The organism is Candidatus Cryosericum terrychapinii (assembly GCF_003570925.1).
Lineage (GTDB): Bacteria > Caldisericota > Caldisericia > Cryosericales > Cryosericaceae > Cryosericum > Cryosericum terrychapinii.
This window is the reverse complement of record NZ_QXIS01000001.1, coordinates 44,064-68,760: the sequence shown is the minus strand read 5'-3', so window position 1 is coordinate 68,760 and position 24,697 is coordinate 44,064. Positions and strand designations below refer to the sequence as shown.

General features: G+C 58.6%; 19 protein-coding genes, 1 tRNA gene and 1 pseudogene. 7 read left to right on the top strand and 14 right to left on the bottom strand.

The genetic code is table 11. The features are described from left to right. A pseudogene (locus SMC7_RS00225) lies at positions 1–641 on the top strand (hypothetical protein); the annotation flags it as partial. 75 nt (positions 642–716) lie between these two features. Here SMC7_RS00225 and SMC7_RS00220 read toward each other — a convergent pair. Next, positions 717–1,775 carry an ATP-binding protein gene (locus SMC7_RS00220; RefSeq protein WP_119088378.1) on the bottom strand — a complete coding sequence of 353 codons (1,059 nt, stop codon included), beginning with the start codon at positions 1,773–1,775 and terminating at the stop codon, positions 717–719. Between the two features lie 79 nt (positions 1,776–1,854). Between SMC7_RS00220 and SMC7_RS00215 the strand changes: the two genes are divergently transcribed. From SMC7_RS00215 to SMC7_RS00200, 4 genes are read left to right on the top strand one after another with little or no spacing between them, the layout of a single operon-like run. Next, entirely contained in the window at positions 1,855–3,207 is a 1,353-nt protein-coding gene (locus SMC7_RS00215; RefSeq protein WP_119088377.1) for an amidohydrolase family protein, read from the top strand. Between the two features lie 10 nt (positions 3,208–3,217). After that, positions 3,218–4,969 (top strand): adenine deaminase, encoded by a 1,752-nt coding sequence (gene ade, locus SMC7_RS00210; protein WP_207798657.1) that lies wholly within the window; start codon positions 3,218–3,220, stop codon positions 4,967–4,969. Positions 4,970–4,981: 12 nt separating this feature from the next. After that, positions 4,982–6,361: an allantoinase AllB gene (gene allB / locus SMC7_RS00205; protein WP_119088375.1), complete on the top strand. Its 1,380-nt coding sequence runs from the start codon at positions 4,982–4,984 to the stop codon at positions 6,359–6,361. A gap of 18 nt (positions 6,362–6,379) precedes the next feature. Then, entirely contained in the window at positions 6,380–7,234 is an 855-nt protein-coding gene (locus SMC7_RS00200) for a class II fructose-bisphosphate aldolase (RefSeq protein WP_119088374.1), read from the top strand. An 82-nt stretch (positions 7,235–7,316) separates the two neighbouring features. Here SMC7_RS00200 and ftsH read toward each other — a convergent pair whose 3' ends face one another. The 5 genes from ftsH to murJ form a co-directional block, all read right to left on the bottom strand. Continuing rightward, entirely contained in the window at positions 7,317–9,230 is a 1,914-nt protein-coding gene (gene ftsH, locus SMC7_RS00195) for an ATP-dependent zinc metalloprotease FtsH (protein ID WP_207798656.1), read from the bottom strand. After that, positions 9,231–9,797: a hypoxanthine phosphoribosyltransferase gene (gene hpt / locus SMC7_RS00190; RefSeq protein WP_119088373.1), complete on the bottom strand. Its 567-nt coding sequence runs from the start codon at positions 9,795–9,797 to the stop codon at positions 9,231–9,233. It abuts the gene before it with no gap. Between the two features lie 31 nt (positions 9,798–9,828). Then, positions 9,829–11,226: a tRNA lysidine(34) synthetase TilS gene (tilS, locus tag SMC7_RS00185; RefSeq protein WP_119088372.1), complete on the bottom strand. Its 1,398-nt coding sequence runs from the start codon at positions 11,224–11,226 to the stop codon at positions 9,829–9,831. A gap of 8 nt (positions 11,227–11,234) precedes the next feature. Then, positions 11,235–11,963, bottom strand: a complete 729-nt coding sequence (locus SMC7_RS00180; RefSeq protein ID WP_119088371.1) for a tetratricopeptide repeat protein — start codon at positions 11,961–11,963, stop codon at positions 11,235–11,237. 252 nt (positions 11,964–12,215) lie between these two features. Next, complete coding sequence (gene murJ, locus SMC7_RS00175) at positions 12,216–13,778, bottom strand: murein biosynthesis integral membrane protein MurJ (protein ID WP_165845012.1); 1,563 nt, start codon at positions 13,776–13,778, stop codon at positions 12,216–12,218. A 374-nt stretch (positions 13,779–14,152) separates the two neighbouring features. Between murJ and SMC7_RS00170 the strand changes: the two genes are divergently transcribed. Further along, complete coding sequence (locus SMC7_RS00170) at positions 14,153–15,958, top strand: M3 family oligoendopeptidase (RefSeq protein ID WP_119088369.1); 1,806 nt, start codon at positions 14,153–14,155, stop codon at positions 15,956–15,958. A gap of 337 nt (positions 15,959–16,295) precedes the next feature. Here the strand turns inward: SMC7_RS00170 and SMC7_RS00165 are convergent, their stop codons facing one another. After that, complete coding sequence (locus SMC7_RS00165) at positions 16,296–18,689, bottom strand: copper amine oxidase N-terminal domain-containing protein (RefSeq protein ID WP_165845011.1); 2,394 nt, start codon at positions 18,687–18,689, stop codon at positions 16,296–16,298. A gap of 1,088 nt (positions 18,690–19,777) precedes the next feature. Between SMC7_RS00165 and SMC7_RS07570 the strand changes: the two genes are divergently transcribed. After that, the gene (locus SMC7_RS07570) at positions 19,778–20,704 is read left to right on the top strand and encodes a recombinase family protein (protein ID WP_119088418.1); all 927 of its coding nucleotides are present in this window, start codon (positions 19,778–19,780) and stop codon (positions 20,702–20,704) included. Here SMC7_RS07570 and SMC7_RS00150 read toward each other — a convergent pair. The 7 genes from SMC7_RS00150 to SMC7_RS00120 all read right to left on the bottom strand — a co-directional run bounded on the left by SMC7_RS00150 (position 20,661) and on the right by SMC7_RS00120 (position 24,645). Continuing rightward, positions 20,661–20,737, bottom strand: a tRNA-Met gene (locus SMC7_RS00150). The genes SMC7_RS07570 and SMC7_RS00150 overlap by 44 nt on opposite strands. 70 nt (positions 20,738–20,807) lie before the next feature. Continuing rightward, positions 20,808–21,269 carry a S1 RNA-binding domain-containing protein gene (locus SMC7_RS00145; protein ID WP_119088366.1) on the bottom strand — a complete coding sequence of 154 codons (462 nt, stop codon included), beginning with the start codon at positions 21,267–21,269 and terminating at the stop codon, positions 20,808–20,810. A 91-nt stretch (positions 21,270–21,360) separates the two neighbouring features. Beyond that, positions 21,361–21,711, bottom strand: coding sequence for an FtsB family cell division protein (locus SMC7_RS00140; protein WP_119088365.1), 351 nt, complete (start codon positions 21,709–21,711; stop codon positions 21,361–21,363). A gap of 41 nt (positions 21,712–21,752) precedes the next feature. Next, positions 21,753–21,956 carry a hypothetical protein gene (locus tag SMC7_RS00135; protein ID WP_119088364.1) on the bottom strand — a complete coding sequence of 68 codons (204 nt, stop codon included), beginning with the start codon at positions 21,954–21,956 and terminating at the stop codon, positions 21,753–21,755. Positions 21,957–21,991: 35 nt separating this feature from the next. Then, a complete protein-coding gene (locus SMC7_RS00130) occupies positions 21,992–22,957 on the bottom strand; it encodes a hypothetical protein (RefSeq protein ID WP_119088363.1) in 966 nt (321 codons plus the stop codon). A gap of 327 nt (positions 22,958–23,284) precedes the next feature. Continuing rightward, positions 23,285–23,677 (bottom strand): bactofilin family protein, encoded by a 393-nt coding sequence (locus SMC7_RS00125; RefSeq protein ID WP_119088362.1) that lies wholly within the window; start codon positions 23,675–23,677, stop codon positions 23,285–23,287. A gap of 17 nt (positions 23,678–23,694) precedes the next feature. Continuing rightward, positions 23,695–24,645 (bottom strand): M23 family metallopeptidase, encoded by a 951-nt coding sequence (locus SMC7_RS00120; RefSeq protein WP_119088361.1) that lies wholly within the window; start codon positions 24,643–24,645, stop codon positions 23,695–23,697. Positions 24,646–24,697: the final 52 nt, after the last annotated feature.

The following is a 24,697-nucleotide window of genomic DNA, read 5'->3' as shown; positions in this document are numbered from 1 at the left end:
CTGTTGAGGTCGTCCCTGTTGAGCCAGACCAGGAATCCCCGGCGGCTAAACCGCCAGAGACCAACCCACCGACACCGTCCAGCACGGACCTTCTGTCGCGGCTGTTGGATGACGAGGAGTCTTTCGAGCAGACGATGGTTGCGGCTAGCGCCACGGCAGACATCGCTGCCCCTGTACCCCCGTTCGCGCCGATTCCAGCGAGCAGACCGGCCCAGCAGCCCTCCGTCTTCTCAGGCGATGTCGAACTTGACACGCTGTTGAATGACGGTGTTGTCGCCGATGCTGGCGCACTAGCGCAGCTGTTCCGCGGCGGATATCGCAACCGTATCTCCAAACTCGCCGTCTCGGCCAAAGACCTGCAGAACGTGCCAGAGGAGGTGCGGCAGGTGATCAAGCTCACCGTCGTCGCGCTGTCTCCCATCGAGCTGTCGATTGCCCGGGACTTGGCGATGCGCCTCGAGGCGCCGGGATTTGTCGGCGAAGCTCTGCTAGTAGCCAAGAAAATGGGGTACGAGAACTACCTCACAACGTACAAGAACATCTCGAAGAACTACAAAGACATCAGCATCGTCGAGACAGCAAGCCTCAAGGTTCCAGAGATATCGGCCGAGTCCGGCGGGGACCTTATTTCCTTCAGTTAAGCCCTGACGGACGGGCACAGAGCATGAAGAAGGGGCGCACATGCGCCCCTTCTTCATGCTGAGCTCCCTGAAGACCTATCTCCTCGATGCCGATGCCTCGGTGTACTCCTTGAGACACCACCCACATGCGACGCACACTCCGCGCCTGACGAGAGGTACGCCGTTCTCACCTTCCTCGATCGCGCCCATCGGGCAGACAAGCGTGTCGAAGTTGTCTGGACGCCCGGAGAACCGGAAGACAGGCGGAGCGCTAAATGCGCCGCGGACAGAGGGCTTCTGCAAGAACCCGTCGGGCACTCGTGCCCGCAGTTCATCCAGCGGGATATTGGAGGCAACATCCGCAGCCCTGCCACGACTCCCCCTGCCAATGCGTGCCGACGCCGAAGAGCCAAACGGCGACCAGGAGACCCTGCCACCACTTGCGATGAGCGCGTAGCCATCCAACTCCTCGGGATCGATACCAGCTAAGATTACACCCGTCTCGGCGGTTCTCCCGTACGTTTCTTCGCGGGCGTATTCGCCGTCGAAGACACCGAACAGGAAGACTCCTCTGATCGCCGACCAGACATCCAGGAGAGCCTCTCCCATCAGTCCATATGCAGCATAGCTCAGGACCTCCGTCCGCGTCTTTGTGGGAATGCAGTCGAGGACAGTGGCGAAGATACCGTGGACACCGGAGAATCTGTTGAACTCAAGACCGCGTACGACGACGAACAGGTCAGTCTCGGCGAGACACCGTGACACAAACACCTGCTTGATGTACCGACGCTCGGGCGTCTCCATCTTGTGTAGTTGGCGTGCAGAGGACCTCGTGGGCACCGTCAGGGACTCGTACTCCCCAGAGATGATTTCGATCAGATCGCCACGTTCGCCCAGCAGGCGTGTCAAGGCGCTTCGATATGCCTCATCATAACCCGCTAGAGACCTTGCAGCAAGGTCGACCCGGGCGGCTCCGGACAGCGTCCGCACCGTCCGCTCCACCAGGTCCAGCCGCACGGGGATGTCACCAAGCAACACAAGAACTCGCCTGCCATCGAGTCCCTGAGGCTCCATCCAGCGAAACACATTGTCGAGGGCCTGACTCCGGGCATCGCTCCCTTGTCCCAATGCATCTATCATAACTGTCTGACTCATCGTACCTCCTCGTTAACAATAGTATACATGGTTTCGCAAAGGCGTCCGCGCTTTGACAAAGAGTTGCACGCAGGGTACAATGAGCAGCACAACTATTATGAACAAGCTGCTCATAAAGAACGGGACACTGCTGACCATGGGTGGCGACCGTCAGCCTTGTAAGGCTGACCTGCTCGTCGCTGATGGACGTATCAAGCGAATCGACACTGCCATCGGCCGCGGCGAACACCCTGACGTCACAATCGACGCCTCAGGTATGATTGTCCTGCCTGGTCTGATCTTTGGTCATGCCCGCCTCGGTTTCAGCCTTCTCCGCGGTCAGACCGACCAGATCCTGGACGATGCCGAGCGAGAGAGAACGGCTCTCAGGCTTATTGGAGGCCTTTCTCCCGAACAGGTTCGTTGCTCGGCTGAACTCGGAATCTGCCAGTCGATTCGCAGCGGCGTCACGACGCTCTTCGAAGGCGGCTCGATGCGCCACACGGACCAGATCCTCCAGGCAGCCCGCACTCTCGGGTTCAGGCTCATCGGCGGACGCATGCTGGCTGACCGCACGCCGGATTGGCCTGAAACTCTGCGCATGTCGCTCCGCGAACAGATGTCCGACGCACAGGCACTTGCCCACGACATTGCATCGAGCGGCCCGGACAGCCTGCTGCGATATGGGGTGAACGCCACAAACCCTCTGTTCTGTACCGACGAGTGCCTGACACAGGCCAAGGCATTCGCCGATGCAGGTGGCTACCCCCTCAAAATCGTCCTGACAACGGACAAGAGCCAAGTCGAGCGCATGCGCCGCGAAAGCGGCCCTCAGGAGCTGGCTTCTCTTGAGACACTGGGGATCCTCGGAGAGCGTACATTCCTGGTCAACCCGTCGTTTGCCTCGGAATTGGAACAGAACGTCATCCGCAAGGCCGGCGCACGCGTTGTCATCAACGTGACGGCTGACCTGAAGCTCGGCCGTCCCCTGTCCCGCCTCCCCGAGTTTGTCCACAAGGGAACGCCGGTTCTGCCCGGGTTCGACAGCCCCGTGTATGGAGGGAGGATGGACGCCATACACGAGCTCGCCGTTCTGGCAACGGCGTTTCGACCACAATATGGCCCACAGACGATGACTCCCGAACAGGTCCTCTCCATGGTGACCGTCGATGCCGCAAAAGCACTTGGCATGGACGAGGAACTGGGAACGCTGGAACCGGGCAAGCAAGCCGACATTGTGCTCGTGGACCTTGGACGGGATATCTTCGCTCAGCCGGGAGCTCACACGAACGCATACTGTCGACTGGTCTACGAGGCATCCACAAGCAACATAGCGTGCACGATCATCAATGGGAAAATCGTCTACCGTGATGGCCAGTTCATCGGCTGTGACGAGAAAGCGCTTGTCGAACAGGCAAACACCGAACTTGTCCGCATTCTGGAAAAGGCGTGAGGAAAGATTCGTGAACAGCAAAACTCAGACAGTTCAGGAACGCATCGCACGGCTGATCGACGTCGCAGCCGGCCGCATACCGGCAGACGTGGTCGTCAGGAACATCCGCCTGGTGAACGTCTTCGACGGACACATTGAGGACGACGTCGACATTGCGTTGTCAGGCAGTCAGATCGCAGGAATTGGACAATATGACGGCGTGACGGTCGTCGACGGCAACGGCGCTTATGCTGCGCCTAGTTTCATTGACAGCCACATGCATATCGAGAGTACGATGGTCGTCCCGGGCGAATTCGCCAAGGTGGCACTTGCATGTGGCACCGGCGCAGTGATCGCAGACCCACATGAGATCGCCAACGTCGCTGGAGCACGCGGCATCCGGTTCATGCTCGAGGCCACCCGCAATTCTCCGATGGATTTCTATTTCATGCTTCCCTCCTGTGTCCCGGCGACGCACCTCGAGACGAACGGCGAAACACTCGACGCCGACCGGCTGTTGGAGCTGCGCCACAACCCACGAGTCCTGGGTCTTGCGGAGTTCATGAATTACCCTGGCATCCTGTTCAGGGATCCGGCAGTCCTGGCCAAGTTGGCCGCCTTCGATGGACAGCTGATCGACGGGCACGCGCCCTTTATTACTGGACGAGACCTGGAAGCATATATTGGCGCCGGTATCTCTACTGACCACGAATGCACGACGGCGGATGAAGCCCGCGAAAAGCTGGCCCGCGGTATGTGGATCATGATGCGCGAGGGATCGGTGACACGGGACGTGAAAGCCCTGATCCCACTGCTGACCAGAGAGAACATGCACCGCATCATGCTGGCGACAGACGACCGGCACCCGTCCGACCTGCTCTCGGAAGGGCATATCAACTATGTGGTTAACCTGCTGCTTGAAGCAGGCATCGACCTCCCGACCGCCGTACGCCTTGGTTCGCTCAACCCAGCCACCCACTACAACCTTCCCCGCAAGGGTGCCATTGCCCCCGGCTACTGGGCCGACTTCATCATCTTCCCGGACCCGCGGCACGTCCAGCCGTCATCCACCTATGCGAAGGGAGAACTTGTGGCGAAGGACGGTACCTGGCTGGGCCCTGAGGACGGGCATCCCTCGAGGAGCTACGGCATCAAGAACAGCATCAACATCGCTACTCCCACCTATCAGAGTCTACGTGTCAAGGCCGAGCCAGGCAAGCAGCTGCGAGTCCTGCAGCTGATACCCCATCAGGTTGTGACGAGCGAGCGCCGCGTGAACGCAAGAGTCGACACGGACGGCTATGTAGTGTCGGACACCGACCAGGACGTCCTGAAGGTGGCAGTCTTCGAACGCCATCACGCCACCGGGCGCGTGGGCGTGGCGTTCATCAGCGGCTTCCAGATGAAACAGGGAGCGGTAGCCTCATCGATTGCCCACGATTCCCACAACATAGTCGTGTGTGGCGTTGCCGACCGCGACATGCTGCTGGCCGTACAGCAGGTCGCCTTTATCGGTGGCGGCCTCGCGGTGACGAACAACGGACATGTTGTCGGTTCTCTCCCCCTCCCGTATGGGGGTCTCATGTCCGACCTGTCCATTCCTCAGGTCGCGGCACGCCTGGACGATCTGGGAAAGGTCATGCGCGACACAACAGGCTGCCCGCTGGACGATCCGTTCATGACACTCGCGTTTATGGCTCTTCCGGTCATTCCAAAACTCAAGATCACGGATTTCGGCCTGATCGACGTTGAGAAATTCAAAGTCGTTAGTCTGTTCATCTAAGGGAGGTTTGCCATGCAACAGCTCTTCCAGAACGCTCAGATAGCACAACCTGACGGCACACTCCTGGCAGTCGACATTCTGGTTACCGACGGCATCATCGAGAAGTTCTCTCCCGCACGCGGTGAGCCTGCCCCGGCGGGAGTCGTCGCCACCGACCTGCATGGACTCTTTGTCATGCCGGGCGGGGTCGATGGACATGTCCACTTCGACGATCCCGGCTTCACGGAACGTGAGGACTTCGGCACCGGAACGATGGGGGCCGCTGCAGGCGGTGTCACCACCATCGTCGACATGCCGTGCACATCACTTCCACCGGTGACCACGCCCGACAACTTCAAGACAAAAATGAAGGCTGTGGAGTCCAAGGCATACGTCGATTATGCGTTCTGGGGCGGAACGACCCCAACCTTCATCGACAGCGGCGCCTTCCGTCGACTGCTGCCGGAACTCAAGGAGCTAGGCGTCGTCGGCATCAAGGCCTATACCATCTCGGGCATGCAGACCTATCCACGTCTCGATACGCGCCAGATGGTGATGCTCTTCGAGGCTGCACGCGACTTCAACATGCTGGTGGCGGTGCACGCCGAAGACTACTTCCTTGCTACGTACTACACCGACAAGATCATTCGGGAGGGCCGTTCGGACCCTCTGGCGTACAAGGACGGCCGTACCTACGATGCAGAACCCCTCGCCGTCTCCACAGTCCTTGCTCTCGCCCGGCGCGAGCATACGCGCGTCCACATCGTCCACATGTCGACATCCGCAGGAGTCGACCTTGTCCGGCAAGCCAAGGGCCAGGGCATCGACGCCACGGCCGAAACCTGCCCGCACTACCTGTTGCTCAACCGGGAGGACTTTGTGCGCCTGGGCAGCCTCGCCAAGTGCACGCCACCTTTGCGCGACCGCTACGACAATGAGGTTCTCTGGGCAGGCCTCCTGGACGGGACCATCGACTACGTAGCGACCGACCATGCGGCCGGCATCTACCCCCGGGAGAAGGTCACCGACAACATCTGGAATGCCTATGCAGGCATGCCCGGCGTTCAGCTCCGTGTCTCGCTAATGCTCCACGAAGCCTGCACGGTCCGTGGCATGAACCTGTACCGTTTTGGCGAAATCATGAGTACCAACCCGGCGAAGCGTCTTGGCCTATTCCCACGGAAAGGTATGCTTGCAGTCGGTTCTGATGCCGATTTCGCGTGCATCGACCCAAAGGCGCCAATGACCGTGCACGCCGAAGACCTCTACGCCAAGAACAAGTACACGCCCTTTGAAGGGCGGGAGTTGCGAGGCGCGGTCCGCCAGACGTATGTGCGCGGCAATCAGGTCTACGATAGTTCGGGGAAGTTCCCTGCAGGAGCCGGCTACGGAAAATTCATCAAGGCTGTCTAACCACGTGGAGGTGGCACAATGCTGGTAACGTTGAAAGAAGTCACACAGGACGCACTCAGGAACCACTACGCGGTTGGTGCGTTCAACATCCACAACCTGGAATATGCCAAGGCTGTTGTCGAAACCTCGTATGAGATGAAGGCGCCCGTCATCCTCCAGATCTCGCAGGGTAGCTCTGATTTTGCGGGGCTCGAAGAACTGTGCATGATCGCCCGTCACTACGCTGCCAAGTATGCCATTCCCGTCGTCGTGCACCTCGATCACGGCAAGAGCTTCCTGCGCTGCGTCGAAGGATTGCGTGCCGGGTTCAGCTCCGTCATGTTTGACGGTTCCTCGCTGCCATACGCCGAAAACGTCGCCATCACGCGTCAGGTCGTCGAAGCCGCCCACCAGGTAGGCGTGGCTGTCGAAGCGGAGATTGGCAAGGTTGGCAAGTCCGAGGATGGCGCGAGCACCGAGGCCGAGGATATGCACTACACCACGGTCGACGAGGCGGTTCGCTTTGTTGGCGACACGCACGTCGACGCTCTGGCCGTGTCCATTGGAACAGTCCACGCCATGGCCATCCAGGCGGCCCATCTCGACATCGCACTCTGCCGCAAGCTGCACGAAGCCATGCCGACCGTTCCGCTTGTCATGCACGGCGCCTCCGGCGCAGTGGATGAGGATGTCAGGCAGGTCATCCGGCTGGGCATCACCAAGATCAATATTGCGACCTTCCTGCAGAAAAAGGCCGCCCTCGCCGTCAAGGCGATGTTCGAGCAGAACCCGGACGCCATTGGGTTCCGGGACCTTGCAAAACCACAGGTACAGGCCATCGCGGACGGCGTGCGTGGCAAGATCGAACTGTTCGGCACTGCCAATCGCGCCTGAGAACATTACTGGCGTCCATGACATTCAAAAGCCCCCAGCCTGACGGCTGGGGGCTTTTCTCGATATCTCTTTGTCCGGACTATCAGGCAGGCTGCGTGCTCACCGACGAACCAGACTGCGAAGCGGGTGCCTGAATGTGGACAGTGCTCGCCGTCAGGTCGATGACGCCCCTGAGAGCCTCTTCGAGTTCCGGCCCCTGCAACGTCTCCTTGTCCAGCAGCACGGTCACCAGATTCTCCAACACGACACGGTTCATCTCCAGGACTTCGGTCGCGCGGCGGTACTGCTCTTCGACCAGGCGCCTGGCCTCAGCGTCAATGGTCTGGGCGGTCTCCTCACTGTAGTTGCGCTCCTCACTGAGTTCCTTCCCGAGGAACACCAGGTCACTGGTCTTGCCGTAGGTAAGGGGACCGAGTTTCTCACTCATGCCATACGCACGGATCATGCGGTGGACGACGTCCGTGGCCCGCTCGAGATCATTCGAAGGTCCGGTCGAGATGCTTCCCAGGAAGAGTTTCTCGGAAGCACTTCCGCCAAGCAGGCCGGCAACTTCCCTGAGGAGCTCCTCGCTCGTGCGCATATACCGGTCTTCTGTGGGGAGCTGCAACGTGAACCCGAGGGCCATACCGCGTGACACGATACTGATGCGGTGGACTTCTTCACGTGCGGCCAGAGCCTTGCCGACAACGGCATGTCCGGATTCATGGTAGGCGATACGCCGGCGCTCGTCGTCGCTGATGACTCTGGACTTCTTCTGTGGTCCAGCGATGACCTTGTCAATGGCTTCCTCGACTTCTTCCATCGTGATATCTGTCCTGCCCCGGCGAACGGCAAGCAGTGCGCTCTCGTTCAGCAGGTTCTCCAGGTCCGCTCCTGTGAAACCGGCAGTCTCCTTGGCGATCGTGACAAAAAGGACGTCAGCCGCAAACGGCTTGTCCGAAGCGTGCACCTTGAGGATCTCCTCCCGTCCCTTGGCATCCGGCAGGTCGACGACAACGCGTCGATCGAAGCGGCCCGGACGCAGCAGAGCCGGGTCCAGAACGTCAGGCCGGTTCGTCGCCGCAAGGATGATAATACCCTTGTTCGCGTCAAAGCCGTCCATCTCGACGAGCAGCTGGTTCAAGGTCTGCTCACGTTCGTCGTTGCCGCCGCCGATGCCTGCGCCGCGATGGCGCCCCACGGCATCGATTTCATCGATGAACACGATGCATGGAGCGTATTGCTTCGCTTGTGCGAACAGGTCCCTGACGCGGCTCGCGCCGACGCCGACGAACATCTCGACGAACTCTGAACCCGACACGTTGAAGAACGGCACCTTGGCCTCGCCCGAGATTGCACGCGCAAGCAGTGTCTTTCCACAACCGGGAGGTCCGACCAGCAACGCGCCTTTGGGGATCTTGGCACCCATCGTCGAGAACTTCTTGGGGTTCTTGAGGTAGTCGATCAGTTCGCCCGTCTCTTCCTTGGCCTCGTCCAGACCCGCAACATCCTTGAACGTCACACGCGGGCGGTTGTCCATGAACAGCTTGGCCTTGCTCTTGCCGAACCCGAACACCTGGTTGTTCTGGCCACCCTGCATGCGCTGCATCATGAAGAGCCAGAGTCCGATCAGAAGCACGTAAGGCAAGACACTTTCCAGCAGCGTCAGCCAGATGCTCGTCTGAACCTTGTTGAAATCCCCCTCCACCCCCTTTGCGATCAGCAGCGGATACAGGCTGGCGTCATACAGGGGAGCGATGGTCGTGAATTTCGTGCCGTCCTTCAGTGTTCCCGTACCGGTCTGGATGACGTCAGCAATCGCGAACTTGACATCCTTGACCTCTCCAGCCTGAACCTTGGTCACGAAATCGGTATATGTAAGTTGCGCCGGCTGGGCCGCAGGCTGGCTGAAGAACAGCTGATAGGCACCCCATAGTATGGCAAAGAGAAGCGCCCATCCGATGAGCTCTTTCAGCAGATTCGGGTTCGAGCCTCCGTTCTTCTTCTGGTTGGCCACTTATCCTTTCTCCTCTTTTCTCTTCTCGTAGACCTCGGGTTTCAGAACGCCGACGAATGGCAGGTTCCGGTAGTTCTCGTCGTAATCCAGCCCGTAACCGATGACGAACTTATTGGGAATCTCAAACCCGCAATACTTGATGTCCACGTCCACCTTGCGACGCTGCGGTTTGGAGAGGAACGTGCAGATCTCGATACTGCCGGGGCCCCTCGTCTTCATGAGATCGACCAGAGCCTTCATCGTAAGGCCTGTGTCGACGATATCCTCGACGATGATGATGTCGCGGTGCGCCACGTTGGCGTCGACGTCACGCGTGATCTTGATGACGCCCGTGCTATCCAAGTTGGTGCCGCCATAGCTGCTCACACCCATGAAGTCCACCATCACGTGAATCGGCACCGAGCGAATCAGGTCCGAAAGGAACACGACGGCGCCCCGCAGAATGCAGATCATCAGCGGGTTCCTACCGTCGTAATCATGTCCTATCTGCTGTCCCAGCTCGGTTGTGCGTTTCTGGATTTCTTCGGTCGAGACCAGAATCTCGAGTATTTCATCTCTCATGTCCATGTATTTTACCCCGCTCCCACTGTGAGACAACTTAGCACTGTGAACCATAGTATACAATGCGCAGGAAGCGGTGCGACTCTGCTGTGACCACACCTGCGGCGCTGCGAGCGAGAGCGGGCACCCAGATGATGCCATCTACATCGCACACCACCGGCCTCCGCGCCCGGAGCACCCGGTCTACCTTTGCGTCGACATACAGGTCCTGCAGCTTGTGTTGATGCCCCCCAAACGTCGTCATGCGGTCACCAGGCCGTGCGTGGCGTATCGTCAGCGGCAACCGCAAGGCGTCCAAGTCGAACCACGCTTCCTTCGGCCCGACGCCCCGGAGGTCTGACGGAACGTCCGCAGGCGTCTTCTCCTCGAAGGTCAGGCGTCTCCGGAACCAGTCGACTGTTGCAGGAAACTTTGCTGTCTCCTGAGGGTCCTGGACACGGCCGGTGAACGCGGCGCCATAGACATAGACGTGCTGGTAGCCCACCTCGAGGGTCACGCGGTCATCCAGCGTGACGCGGATGCCCGTCCTGCCGTTCCGTATGGCCTGGGTACTCCGCGTCAACCGCTCAAAGCTGGGACCGACGCCCGACGTGACGAAAATCTCCTCAAGTGCATATTGCAGCAGGGGGTCAGGCAGACTCGCAAGTGCCCCTTTGGCAAGGCGCAACGCTCCGGGATGCCTTCCATCGCCCGCTTCCAGGATCTCGATGTTGTCAGTCACCTGCTCGGTCTGCCGCTCGAACAACTCACATGCGGCACGTGCCATGTTCGCCGTTCGCGCGATGGCCGTCTTCGCGGCAGGAAACCGACTCTCGATCAGCGGGAACACGCTCGTACGGATGAAGTTCCTCTCGTACCGTTCGTTCGTATTGGACAGATCCTCCCGCCAGACGAAACCCTGCGCCCGCAGCCAGCCCTGAAGCTGTTCCTTTGATACTGCGAGCAGCGGATGGATGAACATCCCCGTCCGCGGCGCCATGCCGGACATCCCCCGCAAACCTGTCCCCTTGAGAAGTCGGAACAGGACCGTCTCCGCCTGATCATCCCGCGTGTGAGCCGTTGCGATGCACGCAGCTCCTGTCTTGAGCGCCGTCATGCGAAGAAAGCGAAGCCGCAGTTCCCGGGCTGCTTCTTCGCGGCTGAGATGGTGACCAGAGGCGTACGCGCCCACATCGTCGGATCCTGTTTCGCAGGACACGTCCAGTGAACCTGCCAGTTCCCGAACAAACGCCTCGTCCGCATCACTTTCGGCACCGCGGAGTTGATGGTTGAAATGGGCGCAGACCACGTCCAGATGACAGTTTTCCCGAAGTGAGCAGAGGAGGCGTAGCAGCGCGACCGAGTCCGACCCGCCCGAAACGGCGACGACCACCCGGGTACCGGGAACCAGCAGCTCAAGGGAGCTGCAGTATGACCAGATGTCGTCCTGGAGCATGAGCCTGATCAGCTGTCAGCAAGCAGTTCGCTGAGCAGCACCTCGACGTCGTGACTTCGCCTGCCCGAACGGGCGAACGCCCGCAAGCATTCGGTGGCCGTGACACGTCTCCCCCAGCCGTTCATGATGCTCACTGAGCGCACAAGGAGTCCAGGATCATCCGGTCGCAGCGCAATCGCCTTCTGCAAGAACATCGTGGCACGTTCCGTCTCGCCAGCCGCACCCAGAGCCATGGCCAAATTGTAGTAGCAGACAGGGGCGGCACCTGGGAGAGCGATGGCACGGGCCAGCGCCGCGATCGCGGCAGACGTCTTGTTCTGGGCAAGAGCATTCGTCCCCTTGTGGTGCCAGTACATGTACTCAGCTGGGGCAAGCTCGGCTGCCTGGGCAAACTCGATCCCGGCCTGCTCGAGGCGACCGGCATGGTGCAGCACCAAGCCGTAACTGTTGTGGAGGGATGCGTCGTTCGGGAGCTTCGCAGTCAGATCGGCAAAGATCTCGATGGCCTCATCGTTCAAGCCACATGCACTCGAGGCAACCGCAAGGTTCTTGCGCGTCACGTCGTCGTCGGGCAGGATCTTCGAGGCTTTGACGAAGACAGCACGTGCTTCTTCCCATCTGCCCTGGCCGTAGAGGTAACTGCCGTACGCGTTCAACGAAGCACAGTGACGGGCATCCTCGTTCTCCCTGGGCTCGTCGATCACCTCTGGTTCAGCAGCTCGTGGTCTTCGTGCCATTTCAACCTCCCTCTCCCTCTCCGCCGTTCCTCTGACGAGAGTGCGTCAGTCTCTGAAGCGCCCGCAGGATCAGATTGCGGTAGCCGACCGCTTCGCTATCACTTAGTAGTGTAGCGAAAAAACATAACTCACAAAGGCCGCCACAATGGCAGTCAGCACGCCGACCTGCAGGCGTCTCGGCAGGAACGCGACCCCTGCGTGCCTGCCACAGGGGCTGGCATGTGCATCCATACGGTGTTCATGACAAACACATCAGCTCTTTCTGGAGACTCGAGACAGAAGCCTGCGGCCAATCCTCAGGTATCCCATGGCCTCGTCTTCCCGAAGCAGCGCCGTGGCGATCATGTACGAAGCGAACCCCACCGCGATGAGTGGCAGGATGTGGACCCGGGCCTGCAGGCCGACAATGACCACAGCCATGACCAGTGTGCCTCCGCCGATCTTCAGGACGTCCCGGAAAATCAGGACATAGTCGACTGCCCCGTACATGCGCCGGTACACAAGGTACATGAGCGTCATGCTCACGAAGGCGGCGACAGACGAGGCGATCGCAAGCCCGAAGGCGCCAAGATGGAACACGAAGCCAAACAGGTAGTTGAGGGCGACGTTCATCCCCAGACCGGCGACACAGACGAACATGGGAGTCATGGTATTGCGCCTTGCGTAGAAGAGCCTGGTCTCGATGTACTGGACCGAGCTGAACAGCAGCAAACCCATGTACCCCTGAAGGACACGCGCCACCAGAGTCGTGTTGGCCTCGGTGAAGGCTCCCCGCTGGTAGATGATGCGGACAATGGACGGAGCAAGCAGCAGCAGGCCGGCCGCCGCGGGCACGATGAAGAACAGGATACGCTGGATGGCGCCACGAGCCAGTCGATACCCTTTCCCGATGTCGCTCGTGGCAAACGCGGAGACGATGTAGGGATAGGACGACTCCGAGATCTGGACCGCCCAGACGCCAAGTGGCAGCCCGAAGATTTTCTGAGCATACGCCAGTGAAGCTATCGACCCTTCCGGGAGGAAAGAAGCCATGGTCCGGTCGATCAGTATCAGCAGCATGTCCGTCGCCGAGCCGATGAACAGAGGGCCAGCTTGTTTGAGCAGCGACTTCACCCGGGGGTCCCAGTGACCGTACCGCGGCAAGATGAACCACTTCTCGCGAATCGCAAAGTACACCCACAGCGCAAGTGCCGATACAAGCTGCGCTCCGGTCTTGAGGATGGGCAGTTCCATCTGGCGTGCCCCAAACAACAGTCCACTGATGACGACGAGGTTCATGAGGAGGTCGCTGAACGACAGAAGGATGAAGTCCTTCTTGACGGCCAGTGCCGTCTTGATGGTCGCCGAAATGACAATAATCACGGACAGAGCGGCCATCCACCGGTACGTGTATTCGGCGTACGCGAGGGCGGCACCCTTGAACCCGCCACTGAACAGCGTCACGAATGTGCGCGGGAAGACGGCGACTGCCGTGAAGAGGACCAGGCCGACAATCGAAAACAGGCCGAACACGGAGCTCAGGAGACCACGGTAGTCGCGTTCACTCTCCAATCGAGCGCGCGTCAGCTCGGGGACGAGTGGAATCGAGATAGGAGACGTGACGAAGCTGACGATGTTCAGGAGGACACTCTCGACGAGCTGGGCAACGTCCACGATGTACGTGGCGCCAAAGATCTTCGCCATAAGGACGTCCCGTACAAACCCCAGCAGCTTCGAGAGGAATGAGCCCGACACTTTCCAGAATGCAGCCTGACGCGGGGTATTCTCGGGCCGCCTCAGGGCGACCCTTGCGATTGTTTCAGCTTCCTTTTCCACAGTCAACACTTCCTTTGGTTGAGGCCTGCGCCCAGTCTGCGTGCGTTGTACCAGTATAGCCGCGTTGTGCCCCACCGCCACCGATACGGGGTCAACTGGTAAATTGGTAACCAGTGGTACATGCGTCGAGTCAGGTTGATCTGGTACCCCCATCCGCGGGGGAGTGTAACACTCTCGGGACGGTTCCAAATCTGTAACACTCTCGAGGGGGCGCGCGGAGAAGCGCCCCTCAGAAGCACCCCTCGCATGGGAGTAAAGTGCTCGGGGGCCTTGGACAAAAGGGCTCGGAGGGATGACCGATTGCCGCAGTTGAGACCCCGGTGTTGTGTGGTATCATAAGGTGTCCGAACAACCATGCTCTTGAGGAGGAATCGATGAAAGCAGCAAAACTGGGGTCAGAAAATGTCATATGGGATCTGAGCGCCCTGTATGCAAGCCTTGACGATCCGCGCATCGCACGCGACATGAAAGCGGTGCGACGGGACGCCGCCGCTCTCGCTGCAGAGTACCGCGGCAGGGTTGCAGCCGGCAAGATTTCCCCCGCCGAGCTCAGGAAGTTCATGGTCGAAGAAGAACGCATCAGCTCCGCGACCGGCCGCCTCGGTGAGTATGCAGAGCTCATGCTCACGACAGACAACCTGGACGAGGGCGCCAAGAGCCTGGTGATGAAAATGCAGGAACTGGGCAGTGACATCTCCAACACACTCGTCTTCTTCCCCATCGAACTGGGTCAGATGGACGAGGCCCTCTTTACGCGCCTGGTCGCCGACAAGGCACTGGACAACTACCGCCACTACCTGCTGTTCCTGCGCAAGCAGAGAGAACATCTCCTCAGTGAGAAAGAAGAGATGCTGCTCAGCAAGCGTGACCTGACGGGCAAGCTAGCCATACAGCGTATCTACCAGGAGCTCACGAGTTCGTTCAAGTTCACAGTCACCGTCAAGGGCGAGCGCAAGGTCATGAACGGTGCGCAGATACGCTCGCTGCGGGAAAGCACCGACTCGCGTCTGCGCGCACGTGCCATGAAACAGTACTTTGGCAAGTACGCCGAGAACACCCTCGTCATTACCAACGTCTTCGACACCTTGCTCAAGGACCACCAGATCGAATGCGAGCTGCGCCACGTCGACGAACCGATGGGCATGCGAAACCTGGAGAACGAACTGGACGCGGAGATCGTCAACACGCTGTCCGACGTCACCAGGGACAACACTGACATCGTCGAGCGCTACTACACCCTCAAGGCGCGCCTGCTGAACAGCAAGAAGCTGTCGCTGGCGGACATCTATGCTCCCATCTGCGCCAAGCCCCACAGATACACGTGGAACGACTCCAAAACCATCGTCCTGGACGCGTACGCCAAGTTCGATCAGCGCGCGCACGACATCATCCAGCAGTTCTTCGACAAGAACTGGATCGACGGCCGCACCCTGCCCAACAAGACGGGTGGAGCCTTCTGCACCTTCAATCTCCCCGGCGCACATCCGTGGGTCATGCTCAACTTCACCGGGACCAGCCGCGACGTGGAGACGATGGCGCACGAACTGGGACACGGCATGCACGGTATCCTGTCCGCCAAGCAGACTGCGGTCAACCGCGACGCCATCCTGCCCCTCGCCGAAGTGGCCTCTGTCTTTGGGGAAATGCTTGTCACCGACTACCTGCTGGGCCGCATGAAGGACCCTGAGGAAAAGATCGCGCTCTACTGCTCCAAGCTGGAGTCGGCCTTTGCCACGACATTCCGTCAAAACATGTTCCACCGCTTCGAGACCCGTACCCACAGCCTCATCGCCGACCATCAGCTGTCCACCGATGAGCTCCGCTCCATCTATCACGAGGAGCTGGTCAACATGTTTGGTGATTCCGTCACCATCCCCGCACACTACGACATGGAATGGGCGATTGTCCAGCACATGTTCTTGTGGCCCTTCTACGTCTACGCCTACAACTTCGCGCAACTCGTCGTCCTGTCGCTGTACCAGAAATACCTGGAGGAGGGCGAGAAGTTCAAGCCCGTCTACTACCGCATCCTTGAGACAGGCAGCGCCATGACTCCCGCCGAGATCCTCGGTCTCGCAGGCATTGACCCGCGCGACAAAACTTTCTGGCAGAAGGGTTTCGACTTCATGCGCACCCGCTGGGTCGAACCTCTCGAAAAGCTCGCGGCCGACCGCAAGTAGTACGACAACCACCCCGGTGTCGATGACGATGACGCCGGGGTGTAACATTCTCGGGACGGTTCCAAACTGTAACACTGTTACACTTCGGGACGGTTCCATTAGTGTAACAGTCTCCAATAACGGCTGAGCTAGCCCTTGCTCCTGGTGCCCGGCCACAAATCGGTGAGTGAGTGTTCCGGCAGCAGATTCCATGCACTCGATGTTGCCGACGGTGTTGGCGGCAAAGCGCAAAAGGCCGATGGCGTACAGAAGGCATTGGCACGGAAATGCAAAAGGCCCCCAGTCTCCCGGGGGCCTTCGTTACTGATTGGCTTCTACAGTCTGAGTAGTCGCGAGACTACGGGAGCATGTAGGAGATGGTGATGGTGCCGACAGTAGCATCCCAGACCACATCGCCGCCGAATGACTCGGAGATGACGCGGAGAGGAACCATCGTGCGACTGTTCTTGATGTACGGAGCAGCCTCCAGAGCGATGGTGTTGCCATTGATGACTACGGTTGCCTTGCCGATCTGAAGGCCAATGGTGGGGTGGCCAAGGGTGATGCCCCGGCTCTCAGGGAGCCACTCAACCGTAGAGCCAAAGGTCTCAGCGATGAAGCGAATCGGAACGAAGGTGCTGCCGTTGACGATTTCAGGAGCAGCATCAATAGAGGTAGCCTTGCCGTCAACGGTCACAATGTTGATACGAATGGTCAGGACGATGACTATCTTGACCGCAGCTGCAGCTGCCGTTGTCGTGAAGGTCAGGACGCTGCCAAAAGTGTCCACGCCTGCAACCGTGTTCGCTGCCCTGACGTAGTAAGGCTGACCAGCCGTAAGGCCGGTGAGTGTAGCAGTGAATGCAGTATTGGCAGTGATAACAGCTGGACTTGCTGTAACTTTGGTCCAGGGGCCGACAGACGTCGTTCCATACTGGAAGAAACTCTCCGTAGGAGCGGGAGTGCCAGTCGTACCATTCAGTGTCGCACCAGTCGATGTCACACTCGTGACAGCTCCGGTGGTCGGGGAAACAGAGCCTGCCGTTGTCGTGAAGGTCAGGACGCTGCCAAAAGTGTCCACGCCTGCAACCGTGTTCGCTGCCCTGAAGTAGTAAAGCTGACCAGCCGTAAGGCCGGTGAGTGTAGCAGTAAATGCAGTATTGGCAGTGGCGACAGCTGGATCCGCTGTAGCTAGAGTCCAGGGGCCGACAGACGTCGTCCCATACTGGAAGAAGCTAGCTGTAGGAGCGGAAGTGCCAGTCGTACCATGCAGTGTCGCACCGGTCGACGTCACACTCGTGACAGCTCCGGTGGTGGGGGAAACAGAGCCTGCCGTACCGATGGTGACGGTGGCCATGCCAAAGAAACCACTAGGGATAAAAAGAGCATAAACGTGGCCAGATTCAGCCGATGAGTATGTCAGAAGACCCTGCGTAGGTGCAGCGTTAGAAACACTAGCAACACCAAGGTCGTCTAACCAGGTTACCTGCGTTGTATAATCCAACGCACTGTACGCTGCACTCACAGCAATAGCACTGAACTGCTGCATTCCAGAAGAAGACACGGCCAGGTTGGCAGTGGCTGGAGTAACCGCAAGGCTGGTGATTGTCCCTGCAGGAATGACATTCACCACAAACTGAGCACTGATACCACTAAGTGTGGCAGCGACCACAGAGGGACCTGTGGCGGCGGCATGCGCTGTCACCAGTCCACCAGCAACGCCCGTGACTGACGAGCCGCTAAACGTCCATACAGGACTGACAACCGCACCAGTCCGATCGACTGCGACCAGCTGAATAGTCTTGCTGTTTTCAACATAGGCTGGTGAAGTCAGTCCACCAAGCGTATGAATCGTCAGGGCAGTAGTGACACCCTCTGCGACGGTCGCAGCAAGAGTGGTCGCATTGCCGGCAACGCCAGGCGTTGTCACTGTGATAGTGGTCACAGAGCCAGTCGCTGTCGCGCCATAGGTAGTGCCGTTAATCAAAGCCGCAAGCGCGGAGGCAATGGTAGCTGTCGTAGACGTGCTGAGAGCCGTATAGGGGTATGCTGTTGCCCCGACGGTAACCGTGACTACATTGCCAGCAGTGACGGTGCCTCCAATGGCAACAGAAGCGGTAGCCGAGACGGCGGGTGTATTAACCATCGTAACCTTCACCTGATCGCCCACATGAAGATTTCCAGTGGGAGAGCTCAACGTGACGGTCTGGCTGCCTGTAGCCTTGAAGTTAGGATCAGCAGTGGTAGCCGCGTAATTAGGCTCAGTCGCATCCAGAAAGATTCCAGTAATTGTGCCAACAGCATGATGAGTAATGGCAATACTCATCGTTGTCGCATCGATAATACTGGCGACTGTAAACAACCCGTTGGTGGCGGCGTCTGTCCTAATGACATCGCCAACGAACACGTTGGCAGTGCTGCTAACGATCACAACTGCTGTCGAGCCATCTGTACCCGCGAATCCAGTATCAGTTGTCGCCGCGAGTGCCGCAGCCGTACGTGTCTGGATACTTACGTTCATCCCAGAAAAGGTTTCCACGGCAGGTGTGTCGATGGTCACCGTGAGAGGTGAGAGAAGAGTTACTGTAGCGAGACCGTGAACACCAGTGACAATATCTGCGCCACCCGTGAACGTCGCACCGGAGGGTGTGGCCGTCAGGGTTGCAGCTGCCTTCGCCGTACGGGTGCCGACGCCTGCGAACAGGCTAAGCACCATGGCAAGGGCTACAAACAAAGATAGGAATTTCTTCATTGTTTGATCTCCTTTCGAGATTGGTTGGATGAAGGTTGTGGAATACGACCGATTGGCACACAGACCGTGCCCCGGAGGAGCCGCTAGAGCGGGCCGTCTCTCGGATGTGTCCGAGCTGCCTCTGCCCGATGAGTCTAGATAGCGCCACAGCGAATGCATTTTCATCACCTCCTACCCATTAGACAAAGATCCCCGATATTGTTCACGGCAGTTGTTCATAGTCTATTCTTACTATGGAGAGACTTCGCTGTAAGTTCCAACGTTCAGGCACATGCAAAGAATAGGTGAGGGGATTGCACCCAGAATGGTCAGAATCGGGAGAACTGTTGAAACAATCGGAATAACATTCTTCACTCTGGAGTATTGGGCATCGTTCGGCAGAAGAACGATGCACCCCAAGAAACAGAACCCCCTCCCGTTCCATTGCTTTCCTCCCCCACTTCACTACGCATCCCATTCTGATCAACGTTTCAGATTGGTTCGACACCCGCGACCTGCACTTGCGGTGCCTTTTGGCGCATGAAATGTGCCAGCCCGATGAGCGTACCGCTCGTTCCCATGCAGGCTACAACATGAGTCACATCGGGAACGTCTCTGAGAATCCCGGGGCTGCTGTCTCGTCGTGCGAGCTGGGGTTGGCAACATTTTCAGACTAATCGACGCTAACTGCAGAAGCATCCTCATGTAGCATCTGTCGCATGATCTGATGACATAGTCCGTGCCTTTGGTCGCATCCGTGAGGATACTGTCTGCACCGTACAGGACAAACTCTCAGCGTTTCCTGGTCCGCTCACGTCACCGGCGTTGTCCTGTCACCCTCGCAGGGAGTCTACATCATCGGGAAGCAGGAACTCAACCGGACGAACAACGACCCCGACTACCTGATCGGGGCTTGGTGATGTCCCATAGTACCGCACGACGGCACACCAACGAATCTCGCCGGGTGATTCCTCCGTTCCATGCCGTCTGACCGGCTGGGAGAATGCAATGTGGTGCGGAACGCACACGGTTCCGTCGTCCCTCAAACGCGGCAACCCGGGGTCAGACAGAACTGGATTCCCGCATGCGCCGGAGTAACGGAGTAGAGGATGGGAATTCTTGCCATGCAGGTGCCCCCGTTTGCGTGCGTACTAGTTCGGCTCCAGGACAAGGATATCTCTCGACACCTGGTTGCCACCGAAGCTCAATGCGACAACGAGAAGCGCATCGACAACTGCACGGAGGGCATGATTGCGACCGTGGAAGCGGGTCGCTACATCTGGCTAGCTTCCCTGCGATATGTGAATGGCAGAGTGAAGGGCATTCGGAGCCTTGAATTGGACGAGTCACGTACTGTTTCGCTGATTCAGAGATCGTTTGGGTTGATCGACGCCGGGCTCACGGTCACCAAAGCACTCCAGCAGATCAGGAGTGAGGGCCTTACGTGTCGTACCGGGCACGAACTGAGCCGCAACACCTTCCGGTCGATGCTGATGAACAAGGTCTATGTCGACTACGTCGTGTCGTTCGCACGAGCCGTACGAGGTGATTTCGATCCGATCGTCTCTGACGACGTCTTCTACCGAGTCCAGTCCAAGCTGCACCGGAAATGGGTTAGAGACGAGAGAAACAGGGTGAAAAGCAGGATCGTGTTTTTGAAGCAGGAGAATGAAACAATCATCCAGAAGAGCATCCATCACGTAATTCCAGACGCGATGGTGAAAGAATGGCTTGAGAAGGCTTCAGCGGAGGAAGAAGTCCTCAAATGCCAGCTTGCTCTGGTGGCAGATTCAGCTCTCGATACACCTGAGGTTCTCAAGCGAGGTTTCGAAATCCTGGGAGACTTGGGATCGTTCTGGGAAGAATCGAACCTGACTACTAGACAGTACTTGCAAGAGTTCGTCTTCCCCAGAGGGGTCACGGCAGGGAAGTCGAAGTTTGGAACCGTCCCGAGAGTGTTACAGTTATGGAACCGTCCCGAGAGTGTTACAGTGGTGGCGGCGGGGGGATTCGAACCCTCGACACTCCGGGTATGAGCCGAATGCTCTAACCAACTGAGCTACGCCGCCACAGGGCGCTGGAAAACTGGAACATAGTAGCAGAGGCGACAGCCTCTGTCAAGTCAGGAAAAGCGAGACGCTATCCGCGCTTGCGCTCTGTCCGCTTCTTTTTGTCGACCTGCCACTCCTGTGAGTCCTGCAGATACCGCTTCATCATCATGTCGAAGGGGCTCAGCAGGGGCTTTTCGCGGAACGGGCGCGCGCTGTACGAGGGACGGGCAGGCGGCGCACCTGGCCCAGAAACCTGGATGGGGGGACTGCCTTCCGTGGCGGGAGCGGCAGGCGTTGCCTCGGCACCACCGGCAGCCTTTGCAGCCTTGATGGAGAGGTTCAGTTTCCCGTCCTTGTTGCGGCCAATGACGCGAACGATGACCTTGTCCCCTTCCTTGAGGAACTGGTTGACGTCCTTGACATAGGTGTCGCTGATTTCTGAGATATGGACCAGACCTACTTCATTGGTGTCTGTCTTGACAAACGCTCCGAACGGAACGATTTTGATGACGATGCCTTCGGTCAGCTTGATGCGGTGCTCTTCAGCCATTAAAGTAATCACTCACCTCTGTGGGGGATAGCTCTGCCGACGTGGCAGGCTCCAATAAAACAGCATACAGTGCCCAAGCCAAAATGCAACCCTAGAACCATCCCTTGACCCATGTAATGAGTTGACTCAGCACGCGAGGGAGAAGTGTGGGCGCAGGAGGAACCGGCTCTAGGACTGTGCGGCTCATAGGGAAGAGGATGACAGTGTCACCCTTGTCGCTCATGAGCATGTCCTCGCGCGCGACCTTCTCGATGTAGGCTTTCGTCGCATGATACTCCATGGCCTTCTGCTGTTCGAGCGTCTGCGCGCTGACCCGTTGCAGTTCGGCAAACGTGCGTGTCGTCTCCCTGTCCGCCTTGCCCAGATAGACGAGCGCGGCGACCGTACTCCAGATGAGATAGCCGATGACGAAACAGGCCACGAGTGCCAGAGCCTTGCGCATATTTAATCTATGTCCACGCTTCCGTTGTCTCAACACAAGTCTCACCCCTCAGGCGCCGAACCCCCGGTGCTCAACTGGTCGATTCTCAACCGTCTCGCCGTTTCGATCGTCGGAATGCCCAGACGATCCCCCAAGTCCCTGAGGTCATGGTACTCATTCGACACGCTCGCGTCAAGCACCTCGTCACATGACGTTCCCTCTTCCAGATCGACAACAAGGGCGCGATTCCAGTATCCTCCGCTCATTTCACGTACCTCCCCAAACGAACTAATGTCTCCACCTATAGAAACACGTCTAGAGACTGCAGGACGAACTCGCGCTCCATTGGGGTCGTGAAGTGGACGGACTGCGACACGCGACGCACCCATCTCCGTCGCCTGGAACCCCAGAAGAACATGGACATCGTCGGGTTGAGAGCATGCAATTCCGCAAGATACTTCTCCTCATCGGAGGGCAGATCCGACAGGAGGAAGAAGAGAACCTCAGCAAGCCGGACCATGTCTTTCATCGTGTCGTCCAGCACCTGCATGATGAACACCGTCGACAGGTCGTACGCAGGATGGGAGACAGTCCGCCGGTAGAGCAGCTCACGGCTGTCCCACTGCAGCGGCATCTCCCCGCCACAAACCTTCTGCCAGAAAGCATTGGCCAACAGTGCGTCGCGTGAGGCCACGACACATCGGTACGTCCCCTGACGTGGCGGGCGGACGAACGGCACGATCTCAAAGGACTCCTGACGCGTCATCCGGCTCAGCGTCTTGGCGACGTCAAGCACATCCTGTCCCAGGACTGACGCCAGCGAATCGATCGTCTGCGCGCGGTCTCTGGTCAGTTGCGCAATCTCATATTCCGGCGCGGCCAGCTGCTGCACGTCCTTGCTGAGCTTGCTGCGCCACCAATATAGGCGTCCGGGATCCAGGAATCGGAGATCGGAACCGGTCAAGCGTTTCTTCCACGCTGCGAACCTGGCATCGACGTCGCTCAGACTCTGGAAAACGCAGTTGGATGCATAGTCCGAGGTGGCGGGGCCCAGCGCGAATGTGCCCTCGATCTCCATCAGCAGCAGGAATACGGCGGTCTCGCCGCTCAGCTGCCCCCGGCTCGCGTAGCGAATACCACTGTGGCCAACGACAACGTCGTACCGGGCAGCCTTCGTCGTGACAGACAGAAGTGCGCTCGGATCCTTGGTGAACAGCACTTCGAGAATCGTACGAGCTGGAAACTCGGCCAGTTTGCCTTCGCCCATCCTCTCCCTCCAGCAGACTCCTCTCAGGTCACCGTCACTCGAGCCAGACCACCTCGCGATTCAAAGTATAGCACGGGAAAATCCGGTGCAAGAGGATCATGGTGTGTCGCCTCTGGTTTGTCATTCCCGCACATGCGATAATCCAGCTTTGCGTGAAGCGATGGGTTCCCGCCTTCGCAGGAACGACAAAGAAGGAAAGACATCGGCAAACAGTCGACTCGGAGCATGTACCACCAAGTGGGCAATTACCAGCTGACCCCATATCGATATGGCAAACCGGCGCCATCAATAAAGCGCCGGTGTGGTCACCCTCTCAGAATGCGCAGTCTATCCCTTGGGCAGTTTCATCTCGCCTACAGGCGCGGCCTCTCGGGGAGTCGTGTCAAACTTGCCGGACACTGATGCACCCTCCTCGACGGAGATGCGCGCACTCGTGACGTCACCCTTGACGGTCGACTTCTCCAGGACCTCAACCTTCTCCGTGCCCTTGACGTTCCCTTCAACACGTCCCATCACGACGACCTGACGCCCTTCGACATTGCCATGGACCTCGCCCTGTTCGGCGATCGTGATCGTCCCATGGCCGGCAACATTGCCATGCAGCTGACCCTCGATACGCAGATCCCCCTGATTCTCGACGTCACCCTTCACTGCGAGGTCGTGGGCAAACACAGATGCCGTCTTGCTCTCTGTGGAAGTCTTGGATGGACCAAATGCCATGTCTGTCTCCTCCGCACCTAGTTGAGATATGTCATCGGGTTGACCGCGTCACCGTTGATCATGACTTCATAATGGCAATGCGCACCAGTAGCGCGACCAGTCGACCCCTCAAAGCCGATGACCTGGCCCTTCTTGACGGTCTGGCCTGCGGACACGGCTGTGCGGCTCATGTGGCCGTACAGAGTCTCGATGCCGTCCCGATGGTACAGCGTCACCGAAATGCCGTAGCTCCCGTTCCACCCGGACTGCTCCACCTTGCCGTCAGCCGTCGCGCGGATCGCTGTGCCATACGGAGCTGCAATGTCGACACCGTCATGGTATTCGCCGCTGCTGCCACCGAACGGGTTGGAGCGCCAGCCATACTCTGACGTAATAAGACCGTAGAGCGGCCAGATGGAAGGAGTCTGCGCAAGTAAGCTGTTGTACTTGGAGGCCGCGTCCTGCAGGACGATAAGGTTCTTCTCACGAGCTTCGGCTTCTTGTTGCACGACAGCAGTCGACGTCGACAGCTGTGTCGCGCCTGCGGCCAGGCCACGGCTGACAGAAAGAGTCGGCGTGGCCGTCGATTTGAGGATGGACGCCAGAGAGACGTTATTCGCGGCGAAGCCAAGTGTCTTGCGGACCTTGGCATCAAGGGTACCCAGATATACGACATACGTCTTGAGTGCATCCAGTTCCGTGTTGCTCTTGCTGATGGCCTCGTTGGCGGCATCAAGTTGAGTCGCCTGCAGGCGAATCACCTGGTCCAGGCCCATGCCGTTGTACTGGGCGACGGTGTTCTTGAGGCGCGTGTTCTGCACGAACACATAGACGAAGCTTGAGACAAAGAGGACGAATGCGGTGATGACACTGTAGATGGCGAAGCGGGAGATCTTGAACTGACGCGCACATCCTTCGTACAGTGGAACGATAACGACTGAGTAGCCGGTGCGCTTGCTCTTGTTCTCGACTGATGCCTTTTTCGCCATCTATCGCCTCACTTCCCCAGAATTGCGCCCCAGCGGGTAAAGTTTGCCCACG